The 18452-nt window shown below is 67.7% G+C and carries 18 protein-coding genes; 9 read left to right on the top strand and 9 right to left on the bottom strand.

Annotated features, from left to right (window positions below):
* The 7 genes from AX709_RS00775 to AX709_RS00745 form a co-directional block, all read left to right on the top strand.
* Positions 1–1778, top strand: a 1778-nt coding sequence (locus AX709_RS00775; RefSeq protein ID WP_066545711.1) for a glutamine-synthetase adenylyltransferase, incomplete at its 5' end; no start/stop codon positions are given.
* Positions 1775–2257 (top strand): peroxiredoxin, encoded by a 483-nt coding sequence (locus tag AX709_RS00770; protein WP_066482533.1) that lies wholly within the window; start codon positions 1775–1777, stop codon positions 2255–2257. The genes AX709_RS00775 and AX709_RS00770, both read left to right, overlap by 4 nt.
* Positions 2254–3051 (top strand): ferritin-like domain-containing protein, encoded by a 798-nt coding sequence (locus tag AX709_RS00765; RefSeq protein ID WP_066545709.1) that lies wholly within the window; start codon positions 2254–2256, stop codon positions 3049–3051. The genes AX709_RS00770 and AX709_RS00765 overlap by 4 nt, the downstream gene beginning before the upstream one ends.
* A 95-nt stretch (positions 3052–3146) precedes the next feature.
* Positions 3147–4361, top strand: a complete 1215-nt coding sequence (locus AX709_RS00760) for a M23 family metallopeptidase (RefSeq protein WP_231727373.1) — start codon at positions 3147–3149, stop codon at positions 4359–4361.
* 63 nt (positions 4362–4424) lie between these two features.
* The gene (locus tag AX709_RS00755; protein ID WP_066545728.1) at positions 4425–4763 is read left to right on the top strand and encodes a HesB/IscA family protein; all 339 of its coding nucleotides are present in this window, start codon (positions 4425–4427) and stop codon (positions 4761–4763) included.
* A 15-nt stretch (positions 4764–4778) separates the two neighbouring features.
* Entirely contained in the window at positions 4779–5549 is a 771-nt protein-coding gene (xth, locus tag AX709_RS00750) for an exodeoxyribonuclease III (RefSeq protein ID WP_066545707.1), read from the top strand.
* Between the two features lie 228 nt (positions 5550–5777).
* Positions 5778–6023, top strand: coding sequence for a hypothetical protein (locus AX709_RS00745; RefSeq protein ID WP_156454086.1), 246 nt, complete (start codon positions 5778–5780; stop codon positions 6021–6023).
* A gap of 128 nt (positions 6024–6151) precedes the next feature.
* Here AX709_RS00745 and AX709_RS00740 read toward each other — a convergent pair whose 3' ends face one another.
* The gene (locus tag AX709_RS00740; protein ID WP_066545697.1) at positions 6152–7309 is read right to left on the bottom strand and encodes a hypothetical protein; all 1158 of its coding nucleotides are present in this window, start codon (positions 7307–7309) and stop codon (positions 6152–6154) included.
* A gap of 124 nt (positions 7310–7433) precedes the next feature.
* On the opposite strand from AX709_RS00740, the gene AX709_RS00735 reads away from it, so the two are divergent.
* Positions 7434–8540 carry a fatty acid desaturase family protein gene (locus tag AX709_RS00735; RefSeq protein WP_066545695.1) on the top strand — a complete coding sequence of 369 codons (1107 nt, stop codon included), beginning with the start codon at positions 7434–7436 and terminating at the stop codon, positions 8538–8540.
* 4 nt (positions 8541–8544) lie between these two features.
* Here the strand turns inward: AX709_RS00735 and lptG are convergent, their stop codons facing one another.
* The 8 genes from lptG to AX709_RS00695 all read right to left on the bottom strand — a co-directional run bounded on the left by lptG (position 8545) and on the right by AX709_RS00695 (position 17246).
* Positions 8545–9642 carry an LPS export ABC transporter permease LptG gene (gene lptG, locus AX709_RS00730; RefSeq protein ID WP_066482511.1) on the bottom strand — a complete coding sequence of 366 codons (1098 nt, stop codon included), beginning with the start codon at positions 9640–9642 and terminating at the stop codon, positions 8545–8547.
* Between the two features lie 19 nt (positions 9643–9661).
* The gene (lptF, locus tag AX709_RS00725; protein ID WP_197417179.1) at positions 9662–10852 is read right to left on the bottom strand and encodes an LPS export ABC transporter permease LptF; all 1191 of its coding nucleotides are present in this window, start codon (positions 10850–10852) and stop codon (positions 9662–9664) included.
* A 66-nt stretch (positions 10853–10918) separates the two neighbouring features.
* The gene (locus AX709_RS00720; RefSeq protein ID WP_156437833.1) at positions 10919–12922 is read right to left on the bottom strand and encodes an ATP-binding protein; all 2004 of its coding nucleotides are present in this window, start codon (positions 12920–12922) and stop codon (positions 10919–10921) included.
* Positions 12923–13002: 80 nt separating this feature from the next.
* Positions 13003–14271, bottom strand: coding sequence for a serine palmitoyltransferase (gene spt / locus AX709_RS00715; protein WP_066545687.1), 1269 nt, complete (start codon positions 14269–14271; stop codon positions 13003–13005).
* A gap of 41 nt (positions 14272–14312) precedes the next feature.
* Entirely contained in the window at positions 14313–14558 is a 246-nt protein-coding gene (locus AX709_RS00710) for an acyl carrier protein (protein WP_066482804.1), read from the bottom strand.
* Positions 14559–14631: 73 nt separating this feature from the next.
* Positions 14632–15531 carry an SDR family oxidoreductase gene (locus AX709_RS00705; RefSeq protein WP_066482802.1) on the bottom strand — a complete coding sequence of 300 codons (900 nt, stop codon included), beginning with the start codon at positions 15529–15531 and terminating at the stop codon, positions 14632–14634.
* A 5-nt stretch (positions 15532–15536) separates the two neighbouring features.
* Entirely contained in the window at positions 15537–16637 is a 1101-nt protein-coding gene (gene proB, locus AX709_RS00700) for a glutamate 5-kinase (RefSeq protein WP_066545685.1), read from the bottom strand.
* A 33-nt stretch (positions 16638–16670) separates the two neighbouring features.
* Entirely contained in the window at positions 16671–17246 is a 576-nt protein-coding gene (locus AX709_RS00695; RefSeq protein WP_156454085.1) for a hypothetical protein, read from the bottom strand.
* A gap of 87 nt (positions 17247–17333) precedes the next feature.
* Between AX709_RS00695 and AX709_RS00690 the strand changes: the two genes are divergently transcribed.
* Positions 17334–18407 (top strand): winged helix-turn-helix domain-containing protein, encoded by a 1074-nt coding sequence (locus tag AX709_RS00690; RefSeq protein WP_066545678.1) that lies wholly within the window; start codon positions 17334–17336, stop codon positions 18405–18407.
* Positions 18408–18452 lie beyond the last annotated feature (45 nt).

Genomic DNA, 18452 nt, shown 5'->3' with positions numbered 1-18452 from the left:
GGGTCGCGCCCGCCACGCTCGACGCGATCGACGCCCTCGCCGGGGCGGGCTGGATCGACCCCGTGGCGGCCCGCGACCTGTCCGACGCATATGTCCTGCTGCGTACGATCGAGCACCGGCTGCAGATGATCGACGATCGCCAGACCCATGCGCTGCCGACCCAGGCCGAAGCGATCGACCGCGTGGCCGCGCTGCACGGGCTGGCAGACGGCGACGCGCTGCTTGCCCTGCTGGACGATCCGGTCCGGCGGGTCGGGCGGCATTATGATGCGCTCGACAGCGATGCTGACGACAGCCTGCCGACATCGGTTGAGCGGCTGGCCGACACGCTCGCCACCGCCGGGTTCGGCGATGCGGCGACGGCGGTCGCACAGCGGATCGAAACCTGGCGCGGTGGACGCTATCCCGCGTTGCGCAGCGCACCGGCGCAGGCGGCGCTGGAAGCGGTGCTGCCCGGCCTGATCGAGGCGTTCGCCTGTGCGCCCGACCCCGCGCTGGCGATCAACCGGCTCGATGCGGTCCTGGCGAAACTGCCCAGCGCGATCAATTTCCTTCGGCTGATGGAGGCGCGCCCCGCGCTGACCCGGCTGCTCAGCATGATCCTGTGCCATGCGCCGACGCTGGCCGACCTGCTTGGCCGCCGCGTCGAGCTGCTCGATGGGCTGATCGACGCGACCGCTCTCGATCCGGTCGGCGACGTCGGCGCCCTGGCGCATGAGATGTGTGCGGTAGAGGCGGGCTGCGACTATCAGGCCATGCTCGATCATGTCCGCCGCGTGGTGAACGAAAAACGCTTTGCGCTGGGCGCACAGATCATTGCGGGCAGCAGCGATCCGCTGAGCGTGTCCGCTGGTTATTCGCGCGTCGCCGAAGCCGCGGTCGAGGTGCTGGCGCGCGCGACTATCGCCGCGTTCGAGGAACGGCACGGCCGCGTCGCCGACAGCGAGCTGGTGATCCTGGCGCTCGGCCGGCTGGGCGGCGGTGCGCTCACCCATGCGTCCGACCTTGATCTCGTCTTTCTCTTTACCGGCGACTATGCGGCTGAGTCCGATGGCGAAAAGCCGCTGGGGGCGGTGCTCTATTACAACCGGCTGGCGCAGCGGGTGATCGCCGCGCTGTCGGTGCCGACCGCAGCGGGGCCGCTGTACGACGTCGACACCCGGCTGCGGCCGTCGGGCAATCAGGGCCCGATCGCAGTCTCGCTCGACGGCTTTCACGGCTATCAGGCGGAAAGCGCGTGGACGTGGGAGCACATGGCCCTGACGCGTGCGCGGCCGATCTTTGGCAGCGCGGGGGCGCGCGCAGCGGTGGCGGAGGTGATCGGGCGCGTGCTGGCGGGCGAGCGGCCCGACCGCGACCTTCGCGCCGACAGCTGCCGGATGCGCGCGGAGATGGCGACGCACAAGCCGCCCAAAGGGCCGCTCGACGCGAAGCTGCTGCCGGGCGGGCTGGTCGACCTGGAATTTGCCGTGCATGTCCAGCAGCTCGTGCACCGCACCGCCTTTCATCCCGATCTGCGCATGGCGATCGGCGACCTCGCAACCCAAGGGCTGCTGCCCGATGCGCTGGGCGACGCGCACGATCTGCTCAACCGCCTGCTCGTCGTGCTGCGCCTGGTGGCCCCCGACGCGCAGCCGCCGGCGCCGGCGACGCGCACGCTGGTCGCTGGTGCGCTCGGGCTACGGGATTGGGGGCAGGTGGTTGCGTCGCTCGACGCAGCGCGGCAGGAGGTCCGCGCGTGCTGGACCCGCGTGTCCGGCGACCAACCGGGAGAATGACGATGGCGATCGAAATCGGTGATGCATTGCCGGCGCTCACCCTGACCATGGCCGACGACCGCGAGGTCGAATTGACGAGTTTCGCGGGCAAGCCGCTGGTCCTCTATTTCTATCCCAAGGACGACACGCCCGGTTGCACCAAGGAAGCGCAGGGCTTTTCGGCGCTGTATCCGGCGTTTCAGGCGGCAGGGGCCGACGTGATCGGTGTGTCGAAGGATCCGCCCGCGAAGCATCGCAAGTTCATCGACAAATATGCGCTGGCGATTTCGCTCGCGAGCGACGGCGACGACAATCGCGTGCTCGAAGCGTTCGGCGCGTGGACCGAAAAGAGCATGTACGGCAAGAAATATATGGGCATCGATCGTTCGACGTTCCTGTTCGGCGCCGATGGCCGGCTGGTCCGCGCATGGCGCAAGGTGAAGGTGCCTGGCCATGCCGAGGAAGTGCTCGATGCCGTCAAGGCGCTGGCTGCGACGTGACGACGAGTATCGCCGCCGCGGCGCACGGTGTGCTGACCACCGCCGGACCGACCGCGAAGGTGATGGCGGCGCGCACGGCGGCGCGGGCGTGGCGGCGCGGCGTCCTGGCGCACCGTTTCGATGTCCCGATGCCCCGCGTGCCGGCACGCCCCGCGCATCCTGAATTGCTGCCCGCTGCAGAAATGCCCCGGCGCGGCAGGGGCGGTTCGGCGCGCGGCCGGATCGCGTTGCTCCACGCGCTCGCGCATATCGAGTTCGTCGCGATCGACCTGGCGTTCGACCTGATCGGACGCTTTGGTGCATCGTTCCCGCGCGGCTTCGTCGATGACTGGATTGCGGTCGCGGCGGACGAAGCGATGCATTTCGCGCTGCTGCACCGGCGGCTGGTGTCACTGGGCAGCGGCTATGGCGCGCTCCCTGCGCATGACGGCTTGTGGGACGCCGCAATGGCGACCGCGCACGATCCGCTCGCCCGCCTCGCGGTCGTGCCGATGGTGCTCGAAGCACGCGGTCTGGACGTCACGCCGGTGACCATCGAACGCCTTCAAGCGGCCGGCGACGGGACGAGTGCGCGCATTCTGACCCGGATTTTCAACGATGAGATCCGGCACGTCTCGGCGGGCACGCGCTGGTTCGAATCGGTCTGTCGCGAAGCGGGACATGACGCGCCCCGGCACTGGCAAATGCTTGTCACGCAGCATTTCAGGGGGGCGATCAAACCGCCGTTCAACGACTCGGCGCGGACCACAGCCGGTCTAACGCGCGATTATTACGCTGAGCTTGCGCCTGTCTGATCGACCCGTAACAAGCGTGTCACCAGAGGCGGAGGGGCTGCTGGACAACTCAACTAACGCACGCATCCGCAGCGATGCGCGTCGGAGTCGTGGATTTGAAGAAGATCAAGCCAGCAACTGCCAAGCATCTGCCCACCGTGCGAAATCCGAACGCGAAGATGGTCGAGAAGTTCCGCAAGCTTTTCGTGCCGCGCGATGTGATGTTCCATGACGGGCGCGCACTTCGCCGCATCCGATTGGGCGCGGCCAGCCAGGCGGTGATGGCGGGGGTCGCCGCGGTCACCATCGCCTTTTCCTCCTACGGCGCCGCGCAGGCCGGCTATCATGCGGTAACCGCCACCGGGCTCATCGCCGACGTTTCGCCCGAAGCAAGGTTGCGGCGCATGGAAGCCGAAGTCGCCGCGCTCGAAGCCGACGTCCAGGCCGCGAAGCGGCAGGCACGCGCGCACGCCGCGCGGGTCGAGAAGCGCCAGGCGGTGATCGCCGCGGCGCTTTCGGGCGAGGTCGATCCGGACAGCGTTGAACTGCCCGAGGCGGGCGGAGACGTGCGGGTCAGCCGGATTTCGGCCGAGGTGACCGCGCCGCTCCGTCGGGTCGAGGCCCGCCAGGTCGTTTATGCCGCCAAGGCCCGCGCCGCGATCGAGGCACGTTATCAGGCGACCGCCCAGCAGTTGCGCCGGATGGGCATTCGCCCCGAACGCCTGAACGGCGCGATGGGCGGCCCGTTTGAAGCGGTGGCCGCACCGGCCGGTACCTCGGCGACCGAAGCCGATGCCGAGGCGCAGTTCCGCTCGCTGTTCCAGAGCTGGAAGAAGCTCGACACGCTCGAGGAAGCGGTGATCGCGATCCCGTCGCTGCAGCCGGTCGAGGACCTGACGCTCACCAGCAATTTCGGGGTTCGTTCCGACCCGTTCCGCGGCACCGCCGCGATGCATTCGGGCATCGACATCCCCGGCCCGTTGGGCACCCCGATCTATGCCACCGCCGACGGCATCGTTGCCAAGTCCGAGCGTTCGGGTGGCTATGGCAACATGATCGAAATCAACCATGGCAAGGGGATCGCAACCCGCTACGGCCATTTGTCGAAGCTGATGGTGCGCCCCAATACGCGCGTGCGGCGCGGCCAGATCATCGGTCTGATGGGATCGACCGGCCGTTCGACCGGCAGTCACCTGCATTACGAAGTGCGCATCGACGGCGCGGCGGTGGACCCGATTCCCTATCTGCGCAGCGGCGACCATCTGCTCGCACTCCAGGACCGGGCCCTGCGCAGCCGCCAGGCGGGCTCGATCGGCGGCCCGGCGAACTGAACCCTCGCGTCTGACGACGCATTGCCGCGCGGGTCCCGCCCACCTATGTTCGGGCGTATGAGCATGGCCACCGACACCGCAGAAATCCGCCTGACCGACGCCGCTGCGGCGCGCGTTGCCGCGATCGCACAGCGCCAGGGCAAGCCCGCCATCCTGCGGCTGTCGGTTGAGGGTGGCGGCTGTTCGGGCTTTCGATACCGCTTTGGGCTGGCCGATGCGGCGGAGCCTGATGACGTGGTGGCGGTTGGCGCGGACGCGACGCTGGTCGTCGATCCGGTCAGCATCGACCTCGTCCGCGGGGCGGCGGTCGATTATGTCGAATCGCTCGGCGGCGCAGCGTTCCGCGTCGAAAATCCCAATGCGGCGTCGGGCTGTGGCTGCGGCACCAGCTTTTCCGTCTGACCGCGCCCGCGCGTCGTGAAGATCGTCAGCTACAATGTGAATGGCATCCGCGCCCGGTTGCCGCGTCTGCTTGAATATCTGGACGAGGAGCGCCCCGACATCGTCTGCCTTCAGGAGCTGAAGACCGCGGATGAGGGGTTTCCCGCCGAGGAGATTGGCGCGCTCGGCTACGGCGCGATTTGGCACGGACAAAAGGGGTTCAACGGCGTCGCCATTCTCGCGCACGGGCGCGAGCCGGTCGAGCGTCAGCGCGGGCTGGCGGGTGACGACGCGGACGATCAGAGCCGCTATCTCGAAGCCGAGGTCGATGGCCTCGTCATCGCGTCGATCTACCTGCCCAACGGCAACCCGGTGCCGGGCCCCAAATTCGACTATAAGCTGCGCTGGTTCGATCGCCTGGCCGCCCGTGCCGCCGACTTGCTCGCGACCGAGCAGCCGGTCGTGCTCGCCGGGGATTACAACGTCATTCCCAATGACGACGACGTGTTTTCGGTGCGCGCGATGGCCGATGACGCGCTGATGCAGCCGGAGTCGCGGCGGGCCTATCGCCGGCTGCTCGCGCAGGGCTGGACCGACAGCCTGCGCACGCGCCATCCGGGCGGCGGGCCATGGACATTCTGGGACTATCAAGCCGGCGCGTGGCCGCGCGACGCGGGCTTTCGTATCGATCACCTGCTGCTCAGTCCCCCGGCCGCCGACCGGTTCGTCGATGCCGGCGTCGACAAGGCGCATCGCGGGCGGGAAAAGGCAAGCGATCACGCGCCGACCTGGGTCCGCCTGCGCTAATTCCCCGACTGCCCCGACGGGGGGCGACTCACGACTCGCGCCGATGCTTTCCGGAGCCTGAATGGTGCGGGGTGCGACATTGCGGGAGAAAATCCCGCGACTTGGTGAACTGCACCAGTAACACACCAAGTAAGTGTTTGAATCAGAACAATTCTACAAGTTGGCATGGCCAATGCAATGTGTGTGGAGCAGGCAGCCCCCGCCTGCGGAGGGATACAGGAGGATTTCATGAACCGCATCGCTCGCGCGATCGCCGCCGCTTCGTTCGGCGCGCTAGCCACTGCCGCCATCGGTCCGGCCGCCGCCGAGACCAAGGCTTCCGCCCCGGTCGACACCGCTGCGCAGGCGGCGTCCGAACCCAAATATTGCGTGATGGTCGACACGACCGGCTCGCGGATCAAGCGCAAGGTTTGCGCGACGCGCGCCCAATGGATCGAGCGCGAAGGCTACGACCCGCTGGTCGACCTGAAATAAGGTCGATCCGGCTCGATCGACGGTTTCTCCGCATCGGCTGACCCCATGGTCAATGCGGTAAACTCGGGCATGGCGCGACTTTCGGTCACGCCATGCCCTTTCTTTTGTCGGACGGCCCGCGCCCCGGTTCAGAGCGCGCGCGCATATATCTGGTAGATGCGGTTGATCCGGCTTTCGATCGCATCGGCGATCGCGATCATTCCCTGATTATCGTCCAGGATCCAGCCGATCTCACCGCGTGTCGCACCGAACTTTGTCGATGCATCGCGACGGATATATTCGATCATCATGAAGGCGAGCTGGCTTGCAAGCCGTGAGGATTGCAGGCGCTTCACCACGCCCATCAGCGGCACGCGCATCGTGCGCGACTTGGGCGCGCGCAGCCACAGCAACAGCTTGGCCCAGCCGAACGGAAACAGCCGCCCCCTCAATGGCTTCAACGGTTCGTTGAGGTCAGGCAGCGTGATCATGAACGCAACCGGCTCGCCGTCGACCTCGGCGATGCGGATCAGTTCGTTGAACACGATCGGCTTCAGCTTCCGGCCGACCTCCTCGACTTCGGGCGGCGTGAGCGGCACGAAGCCCCAATTGTCCGACCATGCGTCGTTCAGGATGCCGAGGATGATGGCCGCTTCCTCGGCAAAGCGCGACTTGTCGACGCATCGAACGCGGATTTTCGAGCTCTTTTCGCCCGCGGCGACGATCCGCTGGATCAGGGGTGGAAATTCACGACTGATATCGAGCTCATAGGTCACCAGTCGCTTGGCCGGCAGATAGCCGCGCGCCTCGATCCAGCCGCGATATTCGGCGCGATGATGCCCCATCATCACGGTGGGGGGATGATCATATCCCTGGATCAGCAGGCCCGGCTCCTCCCAGATCGACAGGCTGACGGGCCCGACCGCCCGGTTGAGGCCGCGTCCGCGCAACCAGCCCTCTGCCGTATCGATCAGCGCCGCCGTCACCTCCGCGTCCTCGGCCTCGAACAAGCCCCAGAAGCCGGTTCCGGGGCCAAAGCCCTTTTCGGGCGGCATGGTGAGTGCGAGGTGATCGATGTGCGCGCTGATCCGGCCGACCACCTGGGATCCGCGTTCAGCCAGGAACAGCTGCGCCTCGCCATGGCTGAACCAGGCGTTCTTGCTGGGCGTGATCCGTTCGACGACCTCTTGCCTCAGCGGTGCGACCCAGTTCGGATCGTCCGCGTTCAACCGGTAGGCGAGATCGATAAAGGCCGTGCGGTCGCGCGCGGTGACGACCGGGCGGACGGTGACCGGATGTATTGCCAAGGCTCGAATTCCCCTGATGCGTTGCCGTTCACGTCCGCAGTTGTGGCTTCGCTGTCAAGCACTGCGGGGGGCGGGGGCTGTAATGCCACCGTGTTGCCATTATCTTCGGGCAATGAGCGCGCCAATGACGACCAGCCTGACCCTTGACCGCCGCGACATGCCCCGCGCGGCGAACGACAGCCGTGCGACGACCGTGCGTGTCGCGGATGACAAGGCGATGTTGCGCACCGCGGCCGAATTGACGCGCGATCTGCATGCGCCAAGGCCCGCCATCTACTGGACCGATTTGATCGTGTCGGCCGCCATCGGTTATGCGGGGCTTGCCGGCGCGATCCTGCTCGCGTCACCCGTCTGGGCGATCGCCGCCGGCGCGATCGCGGTGTTCGCGCTCTACCGCGCCGAAAGCTTCATCCACGAGCTCAGCCATGTGAAGCATTCGTCGCTGCCCGGATTTCGGCTCGGCTGGAACGCGTTGATCGGCGTTCCGCTGTTCGTCCCGTCCTTCATGTACGAAGGGGTGCACAATCTCCATCATGCACGCACGCGCTATGGCACGGCCGACGACCCCGAATATCTGCCGCTGGCGCGGATGAAGCCGTACAGCCTGCCGCTGTTCCTGCTGGTCGCGGCCCTGGCACCCATTTCGCTGATGTTCCGCTTTGCGGTGCTGACGCCGATCGCGGCGCTGTTTCCGCGTTTCCGTGACGTGCTTGTCACCCGGTTCTCGGCGCTCGCGATCAACCCCGCCTTCCGCCGGCGGGAGCCGGAGTGCGAGGCGCGCAGCCTTTGGCGCTGGCAGGCGGCGGCGACCAGCCTGTGGTCGATCGCGCTGATCGCGGCGGTCGCAACCGGGATCGTACCGCTGCGCGCATTCCTCATTTTTCTGGGCATCCTGTCGACCGCTGCGGTCATCAATCAGGTCCGCACGCTCGTCGCGCATCTGTGGGAAAACGAGGGCGAGCCGATGAGCGTCACCGCCCAGTATCTGGATTCGGTCAACGTGCCGCCGCCGGGGGTGCTGCCGTTCCTGTGGGCGCCGGTTGGCCTGCGCTATCACGCGCTGCATCACCTGCTGCCGGGTCTGCCCTATCATGCACTGGGCACCGCGCACCGTCGGCTCGCGACGGCGCTGGCGGCGCATTCGCCCTATCATGCAGCCAATTATCGCAGCCTGACCGGTCTCCTCCAGCGGCTGGCGGCATCGACGCTGCGCGTGTCTCGCGCGCGCTGACGCCCTATTCCTCGGTGCGGATCAGTACCGCCTCGCCGATCAACAGGAACAGCAGGAACGGCGCCCACGCCGCCAGGAAGGGCGGATAGGCACCCAGATTGCCCATCGCCAGCGCGAAATTGTCGGCGACGAAATAGGCAAAGCCCAGCGCCATGCCGATCACCGCGCGCACGAACAGCTTGCCCGACCGCGCGATGCCGAACGCGGCGACCGCGCCGAGCAGCGGCATCAGGATCGACGACAGCGGCCCGGACAATTTGTGCCACAACCCGCCCTCCAGCGCGGCGGTCGGTCGGCCGGCGGCGTCGAGGTCGTCGATCGCCTCGCTCAGTCCCATGAACGACATGCCGTCCGCATTCACGGTCGCCAGCGCGAACTGGTCGGGACGAACCCCCTCCGCGAAACGCACCCGGCCAAGCCGCGTGCTGGTCCCGCTGTCGACATCGAAGCGCGTCGCATTGTCGCCGCGCCATCCCGCGCCGTCGCGCACCGCGCGCGGAACGTTGAGCAGCGTGCGCAGCGACCCGTTGCCGCGCTCATAGACGGTGATGTCGTTCAGCACCGCCGCGTCCCCGCGCCCGCGCACCTGACCGACGCGGATCAGGTCGTCGGCATCGCGCACCCACACATTGGTCCGATCGCCGCGATCGATCGGGATGGGTCCGAAATCGACATCCTCCCACTGCGCCAGCGTCGCGGTCGCGCGCGTGACGATGCGTTCGTTGAAGATGAACGACACCGCGGCCACGCCCAGCGCGGCGACGATCAGCGGTGCCAGCACCTGATGCGCGGACAGCCCCGCGGCCTTTAGCGAGACGATCTCGCTGTTCTGGTTGAGCGTGGACAGGGTGATGATCGTGCCCAGCAGCACCGAGAAGGGCAGGAAGCGCGCGATGATCTGCGGCGTGCGCAGGCCGACATAGCGCCAGATTTCGGCGTTGCCGTTGCCCGGATAGGCCAACACCTTGCCCGACTCGCTCAGCAGGTCGAGGGTCTGCAGAACGAGGACGAGCATGAACAGGACCGCGAGCGTCCGGGTCAGGAACATCCGCGCCATGTACCAGGCGACGGTTCGCGAGGGGAAAAGGTTGAGCTGGTTCATCGCGGTGCCCGGATATCGATCATGCCGGCTGACGCCGGCCGGGCAGGTAGCGCGCCAGGGCCTTCACCGCCCGTGAGAAGACACGCTCGAGCGCACCGATCGGCTGGCCGCCGGGCACATAGGCAATGACATAATACATCCAGAAGACGAGCCCCGCGAACAGAAGGAACGGCCCCCACAATGCGATGATCGGATCGACCCGGCCGAGCGCGCCGATCGCTTCGCCATATTCGTTCACCTTGTGATAGGTGACGATGATGATGATCGACAGAAAGACCCCCAGTGCCGATGTCGACCGCTTGGGCGGCACGCCCAGCGCGAGCGCGAGCAGCGGGAGCAGGAAGATCGTCGCGACCTCGACCAGGCGGAAATGAAGGTTGGCGCGGCTTTCGTCGCGGGTCATTTTCGGCTTGGATGAATCGCCGCCCTGCTTGACCAGTTCGGGCAGGGTGAGTTCGAGGTTGCGGCCCCCGCGCATGCGGAACGCGCCGAATTTCGGCAGGTCGATCGGCAGGTCGTGCGAGGTGAAGGTGAGCACCCGGGGCTGCGCAAAGCCCGGCGCGTTGTGGACGAGCGTTCCGTCGGTCAACCGGAACAGGATGACGTCGGGATCGTCGGTCGCCAGGAACTGCCCCGTCTCCGCCGTTACCGCCAGCCAGCTGCCGTCGGGTTGCGCCGCGCGCACGAAGATGCCCGACAGGTCGGACCCGCGGTTGCGGCTTTCCTCGATCCGCAGCGTCATGTTCGCGCCAAGCCGAGTGAATTCGCCGACCTTGATCGACGCGCCAAGCGCACCCGATCGCAGCTCGAAGCGCAGCTCCTCATAGTTGAAGCGCGCAAGCGGTTGCACGAAGCCGACGATCGCCAGGTTCAGTCCCGCCAGCCCGATCGCGAAGAGGTAAGGCACCCGCAGCAACCGGCCATACCCCATGCCGACCGCGCGCAGCACGTCGAGTTCGGACGTCGTCGCCAGCCGTCGAAAGGCGAGCAGCGTGCCGAGCAGCAGGCCGATCGGGATGCCGAGCCCCAGATATTCGGGCAGCAGGTTGGCCAGCATCCGCCACACGACGCTGACCGGCCCGCCTTCGCTCGCGACGAAATCGAAGAGCCGCAGCATCCGGTCGAGCACCAGCAGCATCGCGGAGATGAGCAGCGTCGAAAAAAGCGGCACCGCGATCAGCCTGGCCATATATCGGTCGATTGCTTGCATCGCGGGGACGGGTTGACCTCTCGGCGGACGGCGTGGCGCCGGCTATAGTCGGCTTGTGGGGCGGCGTCAGCCCCGAATTCGAGCGCCGACCGGCCGTGGCGCGCTGGCCATGGACGATGCCGCGACCCCCTTCGCCAGGGCGTGGGAGAGCGCCGAGATCGTGAAGGGCTTGCGCAGCACCGGGGCGTCGCCGAACTCCACCAGATCGTCGGCATCGCCGGCATAGCCGGTCACGAACACAACGCCGACGCCCGGCAGCAACGGCCGCAGTCGCTGGATCATCTCCGGCCCGGTTTCGGCCGGCATCAGCACGTCGGAAATGATGAGGTCAAGCCGCTCCATCCCCGCCGCGACCCGGCCCGCGTCTAGCGGGTCGTCGCACCGCACCGGGCGATGGCCCAGCTCGACCAGCGCCGCACAGGTGGCTTCGAGCACGCGAGGGTCGTCCTCCACCACCAGGATGTCGAGGCTTTCCAGACTGTCCTGATTGGCTGCGATCTCGGCGGGCCGGGGGGGCGGTGCCGACTGACCGGCCGCTTCGCCCGACTGGCGATGGCGCGGCAGATACAGCGTGACCGCCGTGCCGACGCCCGGGGTCGAATCGATGCCGACATCGCCCCCCGATTGCCGAACGAAGCCGAAGATCTGGGACAGGCCCAGGCCCGTGCCCTTGCCGACCGGCTTGGTGGTAAAGAACGGCTCGAACACGCGGTCGATCACGTCCTGAGTCATGCCGCAGCCGGTGTCGCGGACCTCGATCGTGACATAGTCGCCCGCATCGAGGGTGCCGACCTCGTGCGGCGCAAGCGTGCGCCCACCGGTGGTGATGGTCAGCGCGCCGCGCGCATCCATCGCATCGCGTGCATTGACCGCGAGGTTCAGGATCGTGCTTTCGAGCTGGTGCCGGTCGACCCACACGCACCACCCGCGCCCCATGTCGCGCACCGTGACCTCGATCTGGTCGCCGAGCGTGCGATCGAGCAGGTCGCTCATGTTGTCGATGATGTCGCGCGCCTCGACCGCCTGGGGCAGCAGGGGTTCGGCGCGGGCAAAGGCGAGCAACCGGCGGGTCAGCGCGGCGGCGCGATTGGCGCCCTCCATCGCGTTATCGATATGCCGTGACACATCGGTCGCGCCCGACGCGATATGGCGCTGCGCCAGCTCAAGCCCGCCGAGAACAACGGCAAGCATGTTGTTGAAATCATGCGCAATGCCGCCGGTCAGCTGGCCGACCGCCTCCATCTTTTGCATCTGGCGCAACTTGGCTTCGGCCTGGGCACGCTCGCGCGCCTCCTGGCGCAACTGGTCGGTCGCGGCTTCGACGGCTTCCTCCAGCTCGATTGCACGGATGCGGGCCATCTCCGCTTCGGCCGCCGCCGTGGCGCGATCGCCGACCGCCTTGACGACCAGCCAGCCGAGCACGGCCGTGCCGACCAGGAGGAGAAGTCCGAAGCCCGCAAGCGCGCTCGCGACCTGCGCCGAACGATCGAGCGTCGCCTCCGCCGCGAAAGTGCGCTGGGCGAGCTGGCGGCGTTCGATTGCGATGACCCGGTCGAGCAGCCTGCCGATCGCGGCCAGACTGGCGGTGTCGCGCGCCTGGTAATATTTCGACAGCGCCTGATCATTCTGCTTGTAACGCGTGTGGAGCGCGATTTCGGACAGCTCGTTACCGCGCGCGATGAACGCGCTGCGCAGGTCGCGGATCACCTGGCGCTGCGCGGGATTACGCCCGGCCTCGCGCGCGAACCGGTCGAGCTGAAAACTGGCATCGCGCCACGCATCATTATAGATGACGCCGAGCGTATTGTCGCCGCTGATCACGTAGCGCCCGAGCGCCGCCTCCGCCCGCGCGACGCTGGCGGACAGGCTGCGCGCACGGATCATCAGTTCGTAGCTGCCCGATTGCAGGCCCAGTGCGCGGTCGCGCGCGCGGTTCGACTGGGTCAGGGTGAAGGCGAAGCCGGCGATTACCAATATGCCGAGGATGCCGATGACGACCAGCAGGACGGTGCGCCAGCCCGATTTGAGCTGCTCCCCAATGCCCTGGTCCCCTGTGACGAACATCGTCATGCGCGCAAGCTAGCCTTTCCCGGCCGGCCTGCAAAGTAAATCCCCATCTGGGGGTGGGTGATGCCGGTCGCTGCAGCCTGTCAGGCGATGGCGCCGACCGCGCGCCCCGCCTGCGCGAAGCGTTCGAGCACCGTCTCGATCTGAGCGGTGCTGTGTTCGGCGCACAGCGAGCAGCGCAGCAGGAACGTGCCGGCGGGCGTCGCGGGCGGGCGCGCCATGTTCACATAGACACCGCTTTCGAGCATTGCCTGCCACATCATCACAGCTTGCTGCTGATCCTTCAGGATCACAGCGACGATCGCGCTGTCCGGTTGCGCGGTGCCCAGCTCGAAGCCCAGCGCGACCAGCCCCGCGTGAAGCCGCCGCACATTGGCCCAGAGCCGCTCGCGCTTCGCGGTCGCGTGCATCAGCTTGCGGATTGACGTCGCGGCGGTCGCAACCACCGACGGCGGCAGCGATGCGGTGAAGATATAGGGGCGGCAGGCCAGCCGCATGACCTCGAACTTGGGATGGTTCGACACACAGAAGCCGCCGACCGTCCCGACCGACTTCGAGAAGGTGCCGATGACGAAATCGACGTCATCATCGAGCGTCAGACCCTCCGCCTCGTATACCCCACGGCCATGCGTGCCGTAAAAGCCCATCGAATGGGCTTCGTCGACGAGGACCATGGCGCCGTGCTTGCGCGCGACCGCGACCATTTCCTTCAGCGGCGCGATGTCGCCGAGCATCGAATACACGCCCTCGAGCACCACGAGCTTGCCCGGCTCCGCGGGCAGGCGACCCAGCCGCTTGTCGAGATCCTCCACCGAATTGTGGCGGAAGCGGACGATCTCCGCGTTGCCCATGGCGCAGCCGTCATAGATCGACGCGTGGCTGTCGGCATCGAGGATGATATACTCGCCCTTGCCCGCAATCGTCGAAATGATGCCCAGATTGGCCTGATAGCCGGTCGAGAATACCATGGCGTGATCGGCGCCATAGAATTCCTTCAACGCTTCCTCCGCATCGACATGATCGCGGAACGTGCCGTTGAGCATCCGGCTGCCGTTTGTTCCTGATCCGAACTGTTCGAGCGCAGCCTTGCCCGCGGCGATGACGTCGGGGTCGAACGTCATGCCCATATAGTTGTAGGTGCCGAGCAGGATGGTTTCCTTGCCCCGGATCACCGCCTGGGTGGGGGAGGTGACCTGATCCATCACGATCGCGAACGGATCGCGCACGCCCGAGTCCAGCAGCGCCTGGCGTTCGGCAATCAGCGCGTCGAACTTGCTGAACAGATCGCGTTCGGGCGCGAGCGTGGCGATCTCCTCGGGGATCGCATGGGCGGTGGCGGCGGCTTCGGTCATGGCTTGGGGGTCCGTGTGATGGGCGGGTACGCGGCGGGGCGTCAGGCGCTTTTCAGCTTTTCGACCGCATCGACCAGCTGGCCGACGGTTTCGATTTCCGCCTGCATGTTCATGGTGATGATGATGTCGAACTCGTCCTCGATCGACGCGACGAAATCCATCACGGTCAGGCTGTCCCACTCCAGGTCGCCGGCGAACGTCGTGGTCTCGCTCAACGCGACGCCCTTTTTGTTGAAGGGCTCGACCAGCCGGGTGACGGTGTCGAATGTGGCGGCACGATCGCTCATCTTGATCCTCATGGTGACTGGCTTTTGCCCTGCGCGCAAAATGCGGCGGCTTTTCGGCCTAAATGGTGCGCGCTTATAGCAGGCCGTTCGCGCGATACCATCGCGCGGTTTCGGCCAGTCCCTGTTCGGTCGCGATCGCCGGCTGCCACAGCTGCGCGGGCGGGCGCCGATCGGCGGAAGCCGCCCAGTCCGGGTGGCAGAAATAGGCGACCCGGTCGGGGGTCAGCTTGGCGCGATCCCCCTGAAACCGCCGCGCGAGGCGCGCCGCGATCGCCAGCACACCCCGCGGCAGCGACAGCGGCAGCACGGGCTGGCCCACCGCACGCCCCAGCGCGCGCGCGAAGTCGACATGCGTCCATGCGCCCGCGCGCCCGTCATCGGGTTCCAGCACCATGCCGGCATCGCCGCTGGCGACGAGCACGAGCAGCAGCCGGGCGAGGTCGTCGACATGGATCGCCGAAAAGCGCCCCGGCGGGGGCAGCGGCACGACCCCGCGCCGGGCGAGGCGAAACATTTCGAGCATCTCCAGGTCGCCCGGGCCATAGATTGCGGGCGGGCGTACAACCACCCAGTCGAGCGTGCTCGTCGCCACGATCCGCTCGCCCTCCGCCTTCGACCAGCCATAGATCGACAGCGCGGGCTCACGCGCCGACAGGGAGGAGACATGGACGAAGCGGCGCACGCCGGCGGCTTCGGTGGCGGCAACCATCGCGCGCGTCCCGTCGACATTGCCCGCGACGAACCCCGCCCGGTCTGGTGCGTTGACGACGCCGGCGACGTGGATGACCGCGTCCACACCCGCAACCAGCCCGGCCAGGCCGTCGGGGTCGTCGAGCGCGCCCGCGATCCAGGTCACACCCGCGCGCGCCGGTTGCGGGCGCCGGGTGAGTGCGCGGACGTGATGCCCGTCCGCCAGCGCGCGATCGATCAGCCGCTTGCCGACAAAGCCCGTGCCGCCGGTGATCGCGAGCATGCGCGTCACAACAGGACCATGTGGCTGCGATGGACCAGCGCCGATCGCGGCGCATAGCCCAGGATCTCGCCATGCTCCTCGCTACGCCGGCCAAGCAGCTTCAGCGCCTCGCGCGCATCATATTCGCTCAGGCCGCGTGCGATCGGACCGGCGGGACCCTCGATCGTCACCGCGTCGCCGCGGAAAAAAGCGCCGTGCACCGCGATCGCGCCGGCGGCGAGCAGGCTGCGGCCCGCAGCGAGGGCTTGGGCTGCGCCCGCGTCGACGACGATGGTGCCGCGCGCGGTCAGTCGTCCGGCCAGCCAGGCCTTGCGGGCGCGCGTGCGCTTTTCGGGGACGAACAGCGTGTGGCGCGCGGCCGTCGAGAGGGGGCGGTCGACACGTCCAGACGCGATCACGAGCGCCACGCCGGCGCCACAGGCGATCCGGGCTGCCTCGATTTTCGATACCATGCCGCCCGATCCCATGCCGCTCGCCGACCCGCGATCCGCCATCGCCGCGATCGCGGCGTCGATCCGCTCGACCCGCGCGATATGCATTGCGCCGGGCAGATCGGGGTTGCGATCATACAGGCCGTCAATGTCGGACAGCAGGATGATGCCGGTCGCGCCCGCCGCCTGGGCGACGCGCGCAGCCAGGCGGTCATTGTCGCCGAAACGGATTTCGGCGGTGGCGACGCTGTCATTCTCGTTGATGACCGGGACGGCGTTCAGCGCCAGCAGCCGGTCGAGCGTCGCGGACGCGTTGAGGTAGCGCCGCCGGTCCTCGAGGTCGTCGAGCGTCACCAGCATCTGCGCCGCGGTCAGCCCCTGTGCGCCGAGCACCTCCGCCCAGACCTGGCTCAGCGCGATCTGTCCGGTGGCGGCAGCGGCCTGCGCGTCCTCCAGGCTGGCGCGGCCGCCCTTTGCCAGCCCAAGTCGCCGCGCGCCGAGTGCGATCGCGCCCGACGAGACGACCGCAACCTGTTGGCCCGCGCGCACACGATCGGCAATGTCCGCGGCGATGCCGGCCAGCCAGTCGCGCCGCACGCCATCGGCATCGACAAGCAGCGCCGATCCGATCTTCACGATCAGGCGGGGGCAGTCGGCGGGCGCGAACAACGGCATGACCGCCGCGTCTAGCGCGCCCGGCCCCCACTGTCAGCCTGTGGCGCGTTCCATGCGCGCGGCGCGCGCGAACAGCGCAGCAGCGGTGCCCCAGACGACCGTGAAGATCACCGTCCCGCCGATAATGTCACGCGGCCAGATCGGCGTATCCTTGCCCCAGCCCATCGCCACCGCGCCCGCGCCGATGACCACCTGAACCACAATCGCGGCGACAAGTGCCCGGCACATGCCGTGTGCGCGAAAGCGGCCGATGATGCCGCCGGCGGCGAGCACGGTGGGGACGAGCGCGTAGAGGATGTTCGGCCCGCCTTCGGCACCGATGATGCCGACGGCCAGATTGACCCAGATCAGCATGAAGCAGCCGATCATCATCACGATCGCCCCGATGCGATAGCTGGCATTGCCGCTGGCGCGCATCGCCGCCTCGATCAGCAGGCCGATGCCGCCGATCAGGATGCCCATGATGATGAAGTCGCTGAGCGTCCAATCGACTTCGCGGGTGAACTGCATCGCGACGAGCGGGAGCAGCAACAGGCCCGCTGCACCGCCCCAGCCGACCAGCCGCCAGATGTTGACGCGCGTGCGCGCCCGACCGTTTGCTTGCGTCATTTCGTTTCCTCCGTGCATGTTGACCTGCAAGCGGCTAGGGCAATGCGCGATGAGCGGCATGAGCAAGCGATGAGATCGCGCTGAAAAATGACGACGCGGTTCCGCTTTGGCGAGTTTCTGGTCGATCCGCGCGAACGGCGCCTGTCGCGCGGCGGGGACGATGTGGCGCTCAGCGGTCGGTATTTCGACGCGTTGCTGCTGCTGGTCGGCGAGGCGGGCAATCTGGTCAGCAAAGACCGCTTCATGGCCGAGGTCTGGCGCGGCGTGCCCGTCACCGATGAAGCGCTGACCCAGTGCGTGCGCACATTGCGGCGGGTGCTGGAGGACGATGCCGCCAACCCCCGCTGTATCGAGACCGTGCCGAAGCATGGCTATCGCTTCGTTGCCTCGGTCGATCGAATCGAAGGTGCCGGGGAAGCTGCGCCGGTGCAGGCCCGCCAGGGTGAGGATCGCTGGACGCGGGCGGTGCGGCTGGGTGCGGCGGGCATGGTTGGCGGTGGCCTCGCCGGCATGACCGGAGGGCTGGGCTATGGCCTGATCGCCGCGTCGCTGCCGCTTGCGCCCGGCACCGGTGCCTTGTCGGTGCTGCTGGTGCTGGTCAGCGCCTGCATTCTGGTCGGGGCGGCGGGCGGCGCCGGCGTCGGGTTCGGCCTTGCGCTGGCCATATCCGCGCATCGCCCGCTTTGGGCCTGGGTTGCGGGCGGCGCGGGCGGAGGACTGATCATCGGCGCGCTCGCCAAGCTGCTCGGCATTGACGCGTTTCAGCTGCTGATCGGCCAAAGCCCGGGCGCGATCGCCGGCGCGGGCGAGGGTGTGATGATCGGCGCGGCGCTGGGGCTTGGCGCCTGGACGGCCCGCACGGCGTCGTGGCGGCGCGCAATCGCGACCGGCGCGATCGCTGGCGGGGCGGGGGGGCTGGCCATTGCGCTGCTCGGTGGGCGCTTGATGGCGGGCAGCCTGGCCGAAATGGCGGCACGCTTTCCCGCGGCGCGGCTCGACCCGGCGCGGATCACCGGGCCACTCGGCGATACCGGCTTCGGCCCGCTCAGCAACGCGTTGACATCGACGCTGGAAGGCGTGGTGTTCGGCGCGGGGGTGCTGGCCGCGATGGCGGTTGCGCGCCGACAGTTGGGTGACCGGAACGACTCATCCGCAGCTTGATCCGTTCGTGTCGAGCGAGGTCGAGACACGTCGGGCCTAATCAAG

The sequence above is a fragment of the Sphingomonas sp. CCH15-F11 genome (assembly GCF_001557005.1).
In the GTDB taxonomy this organism is placed as follows: Bacteria; Pseudomonadota; Alphaproteobacteria; order Sphingomonadales; family Sphingomonadaceae; genus Sphingomonas.
The sequence above is the reverse complement of the archived record's forward strand: the minus strand, read 5'-3'. Positions and strand labels throughout refer to the sequence as shown.